Below are 12,576 nucleotides of genomic sequence, written 5' to 3'. Positions count from 1 at the left end.
CGTGTACGCCTTCAGGATGCCGAGCACTGTGGTGATCTTGGTGGGACCGATTCCCGAACCGACCGCCGCACCACCCGAAGTGGGGTTGGACGAGGTCACGTACGGGTACGTGCCGTGGTCGACGTCCAGCAGAGTGCCCTGCGAACCTTCGAGCAGAACGGTCTCGCCGCGCTCGAGGGCGAGGTTGAGCTCCAGGCGCGTGTCCGAGATGCGGTGCTTGAAACCCTCGGCCTGCGTCAGTACCTCTTCGACGACCTGCTGCGGGTCGAGTGCCTTGCGGTTGTAGATCTTGACCAGCACCTGGTTCTTGAATTCGAGTGCTGCTTCGACCTTCTGGGTCAGGATCTTCTCGTCAAGGACGTCCGCGGCACGGACACCGACACGGGCGATCTTGTCCTGGTAGCACGGGCCGATACCGCGGCCGGTCGTGCCGATCTTCTTCGCTCCCAGGAAGCGTTCGGTGACCTTGTCGATGGCCACGTGGTACGGCATGATCAGGTGCGCATCAGCAGAAAGCAGCAGGCGGGACGTGTCCACGCCGCGCTCTTCCAGGCCTGCCAATTCGGTCAACAACACACCCGGGTCGACGACGACACCGTTACCGATGACGTTGTTGACGGCGGGGGTGAGGATTCCGGACGGGATGAGGTGCAGTGCGAACTTGTCACCGTTCGGCAGAACCACGGTGTGTCCGGCGTTGTTACCGCCCTGGTATCGCACGACCCACTGAAGCTGCTCGCCCAGTAGATCTGTAGCTTTGCCCTTACCTTCGTCGCCCCACTGGGCGCCGATCAGGACGATTGCCGGCATGACGTTGTCTCCTACGGTCGACGTGCAGCAGTTGTCCCGCCGCATTGGTACTGCCTGGCTTCCGCGCACATGATGCAGCGCCGAACTGTTGCAGTGACCGAAGGAGCAGTCTAGCCCAGAGCATCAGACCAGACCTGACGGTCCAGAATTTGGCCGGTGACCATCACGATTGCGAGTCGACACAGAGACTCGCACTAAGATCGTCGGCAGTGATTCGGACGGCCATTTCGGGGAAGGGTGGCGAGGTCCCACTACCCGTGAAGAAGTCTGATCGAGCTAGGAGTGGCTTTGACCCCTGTGGTGCTCAAATGTGGCGATTCGCCGGTTCCACTCCCCCTGGGTGAACTCACGTCGTTCACTGTCCCCGAGCTTCCGGAGAAGCAAGACTTCGACGAGGCACTGTCCCAACTGCAGGTCGTGACGGAGCCGCGTTTGATCGTCGTGGGCAACGACGGCGCGTTTGCCGCGGCATTGACGCGGTTGATGCGATTGGAGCGACTCAACGTCGAACTCGCCTACGTCACCGAGAACAGGTCCGACGCAACCGACGCGTACAAACTCGCGACCGGTGCACGAGCTGCGCGCACGGCCTTGAAAGGCACAGTCCACACCGTGCCGCTCATTCGCGACGACGCTGGAATCGCGCTGGTAGGTGCAGCAACTGTCACGGGTCCGGCGGATGCAGACGAACTGATCGGCGAGGCCTACGTCGACGACAACAAGCTGTTCTCCGGCACAGTCCCCGGCATCCGGATAGTGCCGAGCCCCAAGCTCCCCGGGATCAAGGCATCAGTCGACCGCAAGAGCCGCTGGAGCGGGCGACGCTGGCTGGAAGGCCGAGCCATTCAACTGGGCTCGCCGGCAGCGCGACTGGTTCGCGACGGGGTGGCCAACCCACGCGATCTGAAGCGTTCGACCTTCTACCGGCACGACAAGACTTGGTTGTTGGTCAGGTGAGAACCGGAGCAGCACGGTCGGCGGTTCGGCCGAGCCCTGTCTTCCTCGGCGTCGTTGCGATCACTGTCATCGCCGGAATCGTCGCTTGGAACTCGACGTGGGGTTCCATCGCGGGCCGCGCGGGTGTTTTTGTCCTCGTGGTTGCCGGCTGGGTGGTCACGCTCTGCTTGCACGAATTCGCGCATGCCTATCTGGCGTGGCGTCATGGAGACACCGACGTCGAGGCTCGTGGCTACCTGACGCTCAACCCGCTCAAGTACAGCCATCCGATGCTCTCGATCGGTCTGCCGGTGCTGTTCATCGCGTTGGGCGGCATCGGGCTTCCCGGCGGCGCCGTGTACCTGCGCACCGGGATGTTCCCGCCCAAGGTGCAGGCCCGAATATCGCTCGCCGGTCCGTTCACGAATGCCGTCGCCGCCGTGATCCTCCTCGTCGTCATACGTACGTACGGCTCATCGGCCGAGCATCTGACGTTCTGGGCCGGCCTCAGTTTCCTGGCCTTCTTGCAGGTCATGGCAACAGTTTTGAACCTGCTACCAGTCCCCGGTCTGGACGGTTACAACGCACTTGAGCCCTACCTTGCACCCAACACACGGCACCAACTCGACCAGTTCAAGCCGTACGGACTGCTCCTGCTGGTTGCGCTCCTGTTCGTCCCACAGATCAATGTCGTCTTCTTCGACGCGATCTACTGGATCTTCGAATTGAGCGGTGTGTCCGACTACTACGCCATGCTCGGTAACGCCCTCATGCGTTTTTGGACGTGATCGAGTGCGCTGGAGGAGACTCGTGAGAGTCTGACATTTCAGACATTCATTCTTCTTCAGGGGAGCATCGATGATTGCGACGTCATTTCAGTCCGGCGGAGTGGAGTACACCCTCACGCGGGCCGAGATTCGACACGTGGAGGCACTGATCGACTTGCTCGCCGACGACCCGATCGGCAGCACCCGGGAGACGACCAACCCCGAAGCCCGAACGATCTACGAGGACGCGTTCAAGCGAATCGACGAGGATCCGGCTCAACTTCTCGTCACCGTTCTGGTCGGCGACGCGGTAGTCGGCACAATGCAATTGACCTTCATTCCGGGTATGAGCCGGATGGGTGCGACGCGACTGCAGATCGAAGCTGTTCGCGTCCACGAGGATTACCGGAGCAAGGGCATCGGCAGTTCGATGATCCGTTGGGCCTGCGAAGAAGGTGCCCGGCGCGGCGCGTTCCTGGCGCAGCTCACCTCGGATCAAACTCGCAAGGAAGCTCACGACTTCTACGAGCGACTCGGATTTGTGGCCTCCCATGTCGGGTTCAAGAAGTCACTGAGCTGACGCCCTGCCACAAAACTCCCAAACGCGGGGACTCCCAAACGCGAGCTCGAGCACCGGGGCGTAGAGGTGCCCCGGTGCTCACGTCTTCAGTTGTCGCGGTTCACGCCGCGGTGGGTGGGCTGTTCCCGCCGATCGGCTGTTGATACGGATCGATCGACATCGGTGGATAGAACACTGTTTTTCGGTCGGGGCCGATCTCGACCCGCCATTCGGTGTGGTGCAGCGTCCGATGATGATGACCGCACAACAAGATCAGATTGTCGAGATCCGTTGGGCCACCATCGTTCCAGTGAACAATATGATGGGCATCGCACCACCCCGATGGTGTACCGCACCCCGGAAACGCACACCCGCCATCGCGAACCGTCAACGCCCGCCGCTGCGGCACCGTCGCTGTTCTCGCTTCTTTGCCGCAGTCGAGCGGAACACCGTTCTCGTCCAACAAAATCCGCGTCACGGTGCAGTCGCAGGCCAACATCCGTGCGGTGTCGATGCTGATCGGGCCCACCCAATCCGTCCACGCAAACCCGAGTTCCTCCGTGGACGGCAACAGGTCCTTCAAGGCTTTGAGGTCCGTCATGTCTTTCGCGGACGCGGTGACCGTGATGTGCGGTTTCACCCCGCCTTCGATCGGACCCAACCCCGCCCGCTCGTACCGCCGCAGTAGTTCGCAGAACCCGTCCGCCCGCCGCAGCGCCGGAGTACGGGTGTCCTTCACGCCGTCCTTCTCCGGTATCGGCGCAGACAGGCTCGACAACAACGTGATCAGACGGGCCCCGTTCACAGCATCCAGATCGCCCTTCACGGTCACCCGTCCGTACAACCCTTTCGAGGCGTAGAACTCGTTACGCTCCGAATCCTCACCCACCGGAACGCCGTCCTCGCGTTTGCCGTACTGCTTCTCGATCCGCCGGATCGCCGCCCGCACCGCATCACAATCGGCAATGTTCTTCGACGCCAGGCCCAACAGGATCCCGCGGGCCTTGTCCACATCCGCCAGGGTCATGTTCTTCGGCGGATGCTGACAAAACGACGCCACCTGCCGCGCCTTCAACGCATCAACATCCCCGCGGTGAAACGCATCGCCCACCACGGGTTCGAGCATCAACAACCGCGCCAACCCGACCAGCAGACTGCACTCACCGATCTCCAGATTCGTCGAACCATGCAACCACAGCGCGATCGCCCGAAAACCCTTCCCACCGAGAACGTCCCGGGAAAACATCTCCACGATCAGCAACACCATCCGCGACTGCAACTCGTGCCGGGCGCGCACCAGATCCAGAACCTCACCCTTGAGGTCCTCGCCATCCAGTTGCCACGCTTCCCGACTGTCCATGCTCAAAGTTTAATCGAACATACTTTCGATAAGCAGAGACAAACCGGACAACTTCAAGAAGACCTACACTCGAGAGCTGTTGAGATGCATCGCTATTCGCGCAACCGCCGACGCGATTCGTTGACAGAGACTCGCAACTCCCCCAAAGGCACTTCACGACCCGACTCACTGCGCACCTCGACGCGAACGCGCTCACCAGTAGCGTCGTCGGCCACCTCCAACGGTCCACCTTTTCCGCCGTGCAGATACTTGTCGCCCCACTGCATCAGCGCGAGAACCGCCGGCAGCAGGTCACGGCCCTTCTCGGTGAGCACATACTCGTGCCGCGTCCGCTTTCCAGGCTCCTTGTACGGCACACGCTCGAACAGTCCCGCCTCAGTGAGTTCTTTCAGCCTCGCCGACGCAACCGCCTCGGTGATGCCGACTCGCGACGCGAAGTCGTCGAAACGCGTTGTGCCGTAATAGGCCTCTCGCAGAATGAGTATCGCGGATCGAGTGCCGACCACTTCCATGGCCCGCCCGATCGAACAGTGCGTGGCCCGCCAGGCGTCGCGATCTTCGAGCACTCCGGTCAGTCGTACAGCGTCCATGCAATTCACCATACCCCCTGGCTTGCCATAACCATAGCCAGGGTCTAGATTGCTGACTATGGAACTTCATAGCCAGCCGGTGCGGACCGGACCCCTGCTCGCGATACTGTCGGGGGCGCCGTTTGTCGCCAGCCTCGATCTTTTTGTGGTCAACGTGGCCTTCGGCGACATCGCCAAGAGCTACCCGGGTCACTCGCTCGGCGAGTTCAGTTGGATCCTCAACAGCTACGCGATCGTCTACGCCGCACTGTTGATACCCCTCGGACGCTGGGCGGACAGGATCGGGCACAAGCGCGCCTTCATCGCCGGCCTCGCACTGTTCACCCTCGCCAGCGCCGCCTGTGCCTTCAGCCCGTCCTTGTGGGCACTGGTGGCCTTCCGTATCGTCCAGGCAGTCGGTGCCGCTGCGCTCACCCCGGCCAGTCTCGGGCTTCTGATCAATGCGCTTCCCGCCGCGAAACGTCAATCCGGCGTTCGCATCTGGGCAGCCGCCGGCGCTGCAGCAGCTGCATTCGGCCCTGTCGTGGGCGGCATCCTCGTAGAGGCCTCGTGGCGCTGGGTCTTCCTGATCAATGTTCCAGTGGGCATCGTGTTGCTCTACTTCGCAGTCCGACTCGTACCGGATACAACACACAAGGACCCCGATGCCGGTATCGACTTCGTCGGCGCTGCCCTCCTCACCGTCGGAATCGGCTCTCTCGCCCTGGCACTCGTCCAGGGTCCGGACTGGGGATGGACCGACAATCGCGTTCTGATCGCCTTCGCCGTGGCCGCCGTGACACTACTCTCGTTCTGGTGGAGCAACTCTCGTCACCGGACTCCGTTGATTGCTCCGGATCTTCTGAAGATCCGCTCGTTTGCCTGGTCCAACGTCACCGCCATCCTGTTCAGCGCAGCATTCGCCGCGGGTCTTCTCTCGAACATCCTGTGGCTCCAGGAAGCCTGGGGATACTCGGCTCTGCGAACCGGTTTCGCCGTCTCACCGGGTCCACTTCTCGTTCCGCTGTTCGCCATCGCCGGCGGATCGCTGACGCGCAGGTACTCGGCGGGACGCGTCGCCGCACTCGGCAGCCTTCTGTGGGCAGTCGGAACCGTACTCGTTCTCGTCTCGGTTGATACGACGCCTAACTACGCGACCGGACTCCTACCAGGCTGGATCATCGCCGGGATCGGTGTCGGTCTTGCCCTGCCGACCATTCTGTCGCAGGCCACGGCGGATCTGGCACCTGCCAGATCGGCCACCGGTAGCGCAATCGTCAGCATGAGCCGACAGATCGGAACCGTTCTCGGCGTGAGCGTTCTGATCGCGGTTCTCGGCTCTGCTGTCGACTACGACACCTTCCGCCAGGCCTGGTGGGTGATCTTTGGCGTCGCGCTTGTGTCTGCCCTGGCATCACTGGGAATGACGCCTGCGACCACACCCACCCCGGTTGTCCCTGCTGAATCCGCCATCCCTGAAAGGAATTTGTCATGAGAGACGCAGTTATCGTCGAAGCCGTTCGCACTCCGATCGGCAAGGGAAAGGCGAACGGCGCCCTGCACGGCATCAACGCCGTCGACCTCCTCGCCCACAGCCTCAAGGCGGTAGTCGAACGCACTGGAATCGATGCAGCATTGATCGACGACGTCATCGGTGGAGCGGTAAGCCAAGTCGGTGAACAGAGCCAGAATGTCACTCGCACTGCCCTTCTCGCCGCAGGCTACCCTGAGTCGGTACCGGGAACCACCGTCGACCGACAGTGTGGAAGTAGCCAACAAGCAGTTCATTTTGCCGCTCAGGGCGTCATTGCCGGTGCGTACGACATCGTTGTCGCTGCCGGAGTCGAGTCGATGAGCCGAGTCCCTATGGGCTCGAGCAGCATCGGGCGCGAATCACTCGGCGTGGGTTTCGAAGAGCGCTATCCGGACGGTCTGGTACCGCAGGGCATCAGCGCCGAATTGATTGCCGCCAAGTGGGGACTGAGCCGCACCCAACTCGACGAGTTCTCGGCGTCGAGTCATCGGAAAGCCGCGCTGGCAACCGAGAGTGGGTACTTCACCAAGGAACTCGCCACGCTCCCGCAGCTGTCGGTCGACGAGGCCATCCGCCCCGGCACCACGGTCGAGACCCTGGCCGGCCTACGGACCGCCTTCGAATCCGATTACTACGCACAGCGATTCCCACAGATCGACTGGTCCATCACCGCGGGCAACAGCAGCCCGCTTTCGGACGGCAGTTCGGCGGTGATGATCACGACCAGTGAGATCGCCGCGAAACTCGGCCTCACCCCGAAGGCACGATTGCACAGCTTCGCAGTTGCCGGCGACGATCCGCTCTACATGCTCACCGCGGTCATCCCGGCTACACAGAAGGTCCTGGCCCGTGCGGGATTGACGGTCTCGGACATCGATCTGTTCGAGGTCAACGAGGCCTTTGCCCCCGTCGTCCTGTCGTGGGCAGCGGACACCGGCGTCGACCTGTCCAAGGTGAACGTCCACGGCGGCGCCATCGCGCTCGGCCACCCACTGGGCGGCAGCGGAACGCGGATCATGACCACCCTGGTCAACGCGATGGAGCAGCGCGGCGCGCGCTACGGACTCCAGACCATGTGCGAGGCAGGTGGGTTGGCAAACGCGACCATCCTGGAGCGTCTGGGCTGAGCGATCCCCGATGGACGGCATTCCGACATCAGTGACCGAGTGCCGTCCATTCGGGATCCGGCTTGCGCGCAACGACCCGAAACACGATTCCGCCCCGGCCGCTGCGCTGCACCTCGTCGATCAGGAAACCGGCGTTTTCGAGGTATTCAACCGGTTGACGGGTGAGATGATCGGCACCGAACCGAACAAAAAGCGGTTCGACGACCTTCATCAACGTACGAGCAACAACGTTCTTGCTCGGTCCGTGCTCGGCGAGGACGAATCGACCACCGGGTACCAAGACTCGAAATGCTTCGTTCGCAACTCGGTCCGGATCGGGGATCGTGCAAAAGGCGTAGGTCGAGACCAACGTGTCCACGCACTCGTCGGGAACATCGAGTGCTTGCACGTCTCCGAGTCGTAGGTCGACTTCGGTCTTCACTCCCTCGGAGACCTTGAGCCTGGCCTGATCGAGCATCGCAGTCGAGATGTCCACGCCGATGACGTAATCGACGTCGTCTCCGTAGAGAGGCAGGTTCAGTCCGGTACCCACGGCGATCTCGACCACGCGGCCATGCGCCTGGTCCACGGCCCATTTCCGGGCGTCACCGAGCACAAAGCGTTCGAAGCGCCCGATCTGTCGGTCGTAGTGCGCCGCCATTGCGTCGAAAGTCTTGGCGACCTGTGCAGTGTCTGGTTCACGCATAGTGCCCCGTTTCGATCGATCTTCTGTGCAGTCTTACACGCGAGCACCGGGTCGGGAAGACCTTTCGTGACGAAGGGCAACCGACCTCGCGAGGTCGTCCCTGACGGATGCCCCCGGTATCGTTCCAGGTGACCTGACCTCACCTACGACGATCATGGATAGAGACCTCGTGCGATCAAGTAACTGCGTCACCGGTTCGGTCCGGCCACCTTTTTCCACTGATTCCACTGGAGGTCTGTGATGGCCGGCGGACTCTTCGCCCTGCTCGACGACGTCGCAGCCCTGGCTCGCATGGCTGCCGCCTCGATCGACGACGTTGCCGCCGCAACCGGTAAGGCGACCGCCAAAGCGGCCGGCGTGGTGATCGACGACGCAGCCGTCACGCCGCAGTACGTCCGTGGGCTCGCAGCCGAACGCGAGTTGCCCATCATCAAGCGCATCGCCATCGGATCGCTGCGCAACAAGCTGCTGATCATCCTTCCGATCGCTCTGCTGCTGAGTCAGTTCCTCCCCTGGCTGCTGACGCCACTGTTGATGGTCGGCGGCTGTTACCTCAGCTACGAAGCGGTTCACAAGATCTGGGGTGCAATCTTCGGCCACGGTGACCACCACGAGGCCGCTGACGAGCATCCTCGCGACGAAGAAGCAGTGGTTTCGGGCGCCGTCCGCACCGACCTGATCCTGTCCGCCGAGATCATGGTGATCGCACTCAACACCATCGCAGGCGAAGGCTTCTGGAGCCGATTGGTGATCCTTGCCGTCGTGGCGGTCGTCATCACCGTGGTCGTCTACGGCGTCGTCGGACTGATCGTGAAGATGGACGACATCGGATTGAAGATCGCCGAGACGTCGTCTGGCTTCACCCACAAGGTCGGCCGAGGCCTCGTTCGCGGCATGCCTCACGTGATGTCAGTGCTCTCGGTCGTGGGTACCGCCGCGATGCTGTGGGTCGGTGGCCACATCCTGTTGGTCGGCATCGACGAACTGGGCTTCCACCCGCTCTACGACGCCGTTCATCACGGCGAAGAAGCAGTCAGTGACATCGCCGGAGTCGGTGGCGTGCTGGCGTGGATCGTCAACACACTTGCCTCGGCAGCACTGGGCCTGGTGGTTGGCGCCGTTATCGTCGCCGCTCAACTGGGTATCACCCGCATGCTCGCAAAGCGTTCTGCGACGGCTTAGCTGTCGTGCCCGTGGCGGAGCACCATCTGCTCCGCCACGGTGCGTATCCCTTCACGCAAAGACGAGGGTTCGAGCACCTCGACGTCGGCTCCCAGCCCGATCAGCTGCGAGAGCGCGACAGCTTCGCTCTCGAGTTTCAGCTCGGCACTGACCCATCCGTCGTTGTCCTCTGGCCCCACTTCGACTGCAGCGGCAAGCTCGCCCACCACATCGGGGAGCCGGCGCCTGCCCTCTGGTGTCAATCGCACGCGACACTCGAAGCGAAGCAGCGACCGGTCGAACTCGGCCATCGACGCCGCCCACCACGACGGCAGGTCGAAATCCACCGGCCGAGTGAACGAATCATCTTCTACCACGGCATTTTTGATGCGCCCGACTCGAAACGACAGCGTTCGACCGTTCATCCCCGCCACCAGATACCAAACACCGGCTTTGATGACCAGACCCAGCGGTTCGACCGTCCGCTCGCGATCGCGATAGGCGAAGCGCAGTCGACGCGAGTCCAGCACAGCGGATGTGACGATCGGAAGCGCAGAGATGTCGTCGACGCCGCCGAACCAACCCGGAACGTCCACGAGAATGCGGTCCTGCCACAGTCGTGCACTCTCGCGCAGGGGACCGGGCAGGGAGCGGAGCAGTTTGGCCCCCGCCGAACCGACGGCGTCGGATCGCCCGAGATCTGCAGCGATGGACGGCACACCCAACAGCATGAGTGCGGACGTCTCGTCGTCCGTCATGCCGGACAACTTGGACTGCCATCCGTCGAGCAGACGGATGCCACCACCAGGGCCGCTCTCGGTCCAGATCGGCACACCGGCAGCCGACAACGAGGCCACGTCGCGGTAGATCGTCCGCACTGACACACCGAACTCGTCGGCCAACTGCTCGGCGACGACGCCGCGACTCCCCTGCAAACGCAGCATGAGTTGGAGTAACCGCGCGGATCTCATGGACCGAACATTACCGAGAATCACTGACAGAAGTTGTCAGGAATAGGGGTGCACAATGACCGTCATGGTCACCTGGAAGCAGTTCTCCGAAGAAGTACCCGCTCTTGCCGACGCGGTCCAAGCACGATTCAAAGCCCACAAGCATCACGTCCTCGCAACGCTGCGCAAGGACGGTTCACCACGGGTCAGCGGCACCGAAGTCGAAATCCTCGACGGGCGTCTGGTGCTCGGTTCGATGTTCGGCGCACTCAAGGCGAAGGACCTCATCCGTGACGGGCGCTACGCCCTCCACAGCAATCCCGGCGAGCACACCATGGAGGGCGGTGACGCGAAGATCGCCGGAATCGCACGCGAGGTGACCGGCGACGAGTTCGAAGCCGTGCTCGCAAGCTACACCTACGAGGTTCCGAAGCCTCTGCACCTCTTTGTCCTCGACATCGATGAGGTGGTGCACACGACTGTCGACGACGAACACATGTATGTCGACCTCTGGAAGCCGGGCAAAGATATCACCCGCTTCACCAAGTGACGTTCTTCTCGCAGTGCTCTCCGTTGGCACACGATTCCACCTGGACGGTGGCGTGGGAAAGACCGTGACTCTCGAGGACGGTGCGCGCGGATTCCAGAACGTTCGACGAATTCGCGTCACTGGTCAGGTGGACCGTGGCGACATCCATGCCGGTGGTGAGAGTCCAGACATGTAGGTCGTGGACACCCATCACGCTCGGCAGCGCGGCCAGGTCGGCCTCGACTGCCTCGACGTCGACGTCGGCCGGCGAAGCCTGCGTCAGAATGCGCAGCGATGCTGCGGCCAGTTTGATCGCGCGCGGCACCACCCAGAGCGAGATGAGAACACCGACGACGACGTCTGCCCACGTCCAGTTGAACAGCAGGACAAGGCCACCGGCGATCAGAACGCCGACGCTACCGACGGCGTCGGCAAGCACTTCGAGGTAGGCACCACGCACGGCCAGGCTGTCCTTGGAATCGCCGCGCAGCATCAGCATCACGACGATGTTCGCGGCCAGGCCGGCGGCCGCCGTGATGATCAGGGCGCCGCCCGGGATCTCGGGTTCGTTACCGATGCGGCCGATTGCCTCGTAGAAGACCCAGGCGGCGACAGCCAGCAGCATCACCGCATTGGCCATGGCGGTCAGCACTTCGGCGCGGTGCCAACCGAAGGTCCTGGCCGCGGTGGTGCTGCCCCTCTTCGCGAGCAGCAGCGCCGTCAGTCCCATGGCCATACCCACCACGTCTGTGAGCATGTGACCGGCGTCGGCAAGCAGAGCCAACGAGTTGATCAGGATACCGACCGTGGCCTCGAGTACGAGGAACGCAACGAGGATCGCAAGCGCGATCGCCATTTTTCTGATGCGTTGCGGTGACGGTCCTACGCCGACCGAATCTGCTGCCGAGTGGCCATGTGAATGACCGTGCCCTGCTCCCATTTGTCCTGTTCCCTCCCAAGTCCTTCTCAGAGCATATGCATACATTCGCATACATACAATGAGTTGCTCAGTGAGCGGGAAACGGCAGAGGTCAGTGATCCGGCTCGTAGGCGGGATGAGGCACGGTGGGCGGCAGAGTGGCGATCGACGAGATTCGCTTCATGCCCGCGACCTGCAACAGGTCGACGACCAGCGATCGAATCTGGGCGAACACCACCGTCGAGGACAAGCCCGCGTTCTCCACTATCGCCGGTTTCAGTTCCTTCGCGACCGAGCGCAGGACGCGCGCTGCTTCGGCCTGATCAGGCTGCTCCCCCGGCTCCGCCAGGATCATGTCCTCGAGAACTTCGACGGCTTTCGACAAGCGCTCGACCTGAGCCACCAGACGCGGATCGAGGATCTCGTCGTCCCTGACCAACGTCAACGAACGACGCGCGAGCACTCGAATGTTGCGCATCGCGTTGTCGATGGGATCGGCTGTCGCCATGAGCCTTTCGAGGCGAGGCCGACTGTTCCAGTACAGCGGGGAGATTCGGCTGATCTCCCTCCCGCCGAGAAGGTTACTGCGCAACCCGTCGATGGCACCCTGAGTTGCGCGCGCCTTCTGCAGTGCCTTCACGATCGGGTCCGGGTCATTCGCGACGAGGCC

13 protein-coding genes and 1 pseudogene are annotated in these 12,576 nt (G+C 62.5%); 7 read left to right on the top strand and 7 right to left on the bottom strand.

From position 1 onward, the window contains the following. On the bottom strand, positions 1-810 hold an 810-nt coding region (locus A2J01_RS31400), incomplete at its 3' end, for an adenylosuccinate synthetase (protein ID WP_197494340.1). A gap of 282 nt (positions 811-1,092) precedes the next feature. On the opposite strand from A2J01_RS31400, the gene A2J01_RS31395 reads away from it, so the two are divergent. From A2J01_RS31395 to A2J01_RS31385, 3 genes are all read left to right on the top strand, one after another. Next, on the top strand, positions 1,093-1,767 hold the full coding sequence (locus A2J01_RS31395; RefSeq protein ID WP_080961056.1) for a hypothetical protein: 675 nt from the start codon (positions 1,093-1,095) through the stop codon (positions 1,765-1,767). Then, entirely contained in the window at positions 1,764-2,534 is a 771-nt protein-coding gene (locus A2J01_RS31390) for a site-2 protease family protein (RefSeq protein ID WP_003944319.1), read from the top strand. Before A2J01_RS31395 ends, A2J01_RS31390 begins: the two co-directional genes overlap by 4 nt. A 70-nt stretch (positions 2,535-2,604) precedes the next feature. Next, positions 2,605-3,093, top strand: coding sequence for a GNAT family N-acetyltransferase (locus A2J01_RS31385; RefSeq protein WP_021333947.1), 489 nt, complete (start codon positions 2,605-2,607; stop codon positions 3,091-3,093). Between the two features lie 100 nt (positions 3,094-3,193). On the opposite strand, the gene A2J01_RS31380 is transcribed toward A2J01_RS31385, so the two are convergent. Both A2J01_RS31380 and A2J01_RS31375 read right to left on the bottom strand, forming a co-directional pair. Further along, positions 3,194-4,432, bottom strand: coding sequence for an HNH endonuclease signature motif containing protein (locus tag A2J01_RS31380; RefSeq protein ID WP_064114293.1), 1,239 nt, complete (start codon positions 4,430-4,432; stop codon positions 3,194-3,196). 92 nt (positions 4,433-4,524) lie between these two features. Continuing rightward, a complete protein-coding gene (locus A2J01_RS31375) occupies positions 4,525-5,022 on the bottom strand; it encodes a winged helix-turn-helix transcriptional regulator (protein ID WP_007726791.1) in 498 nt (165 codons plus the stop codon). Positions 5,023-5,080: 58 nt separating this feature from the next. On the opposite strand from A2J01_RS31375, the gene A2J01_RS31370 reads away from it, so the two are divergent. Continuing rightward, the gene (locus A2J01_RS31370; protein ID WP_064114292.1) at positions 5,081-6,496 is read left to right on the top strand and encodes an MFS transporter; all 1,416 of its coding nucleotides are present in this window, start codon (positions 5,081-5,083) and stop codon (positions 6,494-6,496) included. Beyond that, positions 6,493-7,662, top strand: coding sequence for a thiolase family protein (locus A2J01_RS31365; protein WP_042452159.1), 1,170 nt, complete (start codon positions 6,493-6,495; stop codon positions 7,660-7,662). The genes A2J01_RS31370 and A2J01_RS31365 overlap by 4 nt, the downstream gene beginning before the upstream one ends. A gap of 28 nt (positions 7,663-7,690) precedes the next feature. Here the strand turns inward: A2J01_RS31365 and A2J01_RS31360 are convergent, their stop codons facing one another. Then, entirely contained in the window at positions 7,691-8,347 is a 657-nt protein-coding gene (locus tag A2J01_RS31360; protein ID WP_042924200.1) for a class I SAM-dependent methyltransferase, read from the bottom strand. Between the two features lie 240 nt (positions 8,348-8,587). Between A2J01_RS31360 and A2J01_RS31355 the strand changes: the two genes are divergently transcribed. Then, positions 8,588-9,529 carry a DUF808 domain-containing protein gene (locus tag A2J01_RS31355; RefSeq protein WP_007726787.1) on the top strand — a complete coding sequence of 314 codons (942 nt, stop codon included), beginning with the start codon at positions 8,588-8,590 and terminating at the stop codon, positions 9,527-9,529. Here A2J01_RS31355 and A2J01_RS31350 read toward each other — a convergent pair. Next, positions 9,526-10,479, bottom strand: a complete 954-nt coding sequence (locus A2J01_RS31350) for a helix-turn-helix transcriptional regulator (protein WP_064114291.1) — start codon at positions 10,477-10,479, stop codon at positions 9,526-9,528. The two genes, A2J01_RS31355 and A2J01_RS31350, sit on opposite strands and share 4 nt — an antisense overlap. A 64-nt stretch (positions 10,480-10,543) precedes the next feature. On the opposite strand from A2J01_RS31350, the gene A2J01_RS31345 reads away from it, so the two are divergent. Beyond that, complete coding sequence (locus tag A2J01_RS31345; protein WP_039972744.1) at positions 10,544-11,008, top strand: pyridoxamine 5'-phosphate oxidase family protein; 465 nt, start codon at positions 10,544-10,546, stop codon at positions 11,006-11,008. Here the strand turns inward: A2J01_RS31345 and A2J01_RS31340 are convergent. Next, a complete protein-coding gene (locus tag A2J01_RS31340) occupies positions 10,998-11,927 on the bottom strand; it encodes a cation diffusion facilitator family transporter (protein WP_007726784.1) in 930 nt (309 codons plus the stop codon). The two genes, A2J01_RS31345 and A2J01_RS31340, sit on opposite strands and share 11 nt — an antisense overlap. Before the next feature lie 91 nt (positions 11,928-12,018). Further along, positions 12,019-12,576, bottom strand: a pseudogene (locus A2J01_RS31335) (FUSC family protein); the annotation flags it as partial.

It is taken from the genome of Rhodococcus sp. EPR-134 (genome assembly GCF_001647205.1).
In the GTDB taxonomy this organism is placed as follows: domain Bacteria; phylum Actinomycetota; class Actinomycetes; order Mycobacteriales; family Mycobacteriaceae; genus Rhodococcus_F; species Rhodococcus_F qingshengii.
The sequence above is the reverse complement of the archived record's forward strand: the minus strand, read 5'-3'. Positions and strand labels throughout refer to the sequence as shown.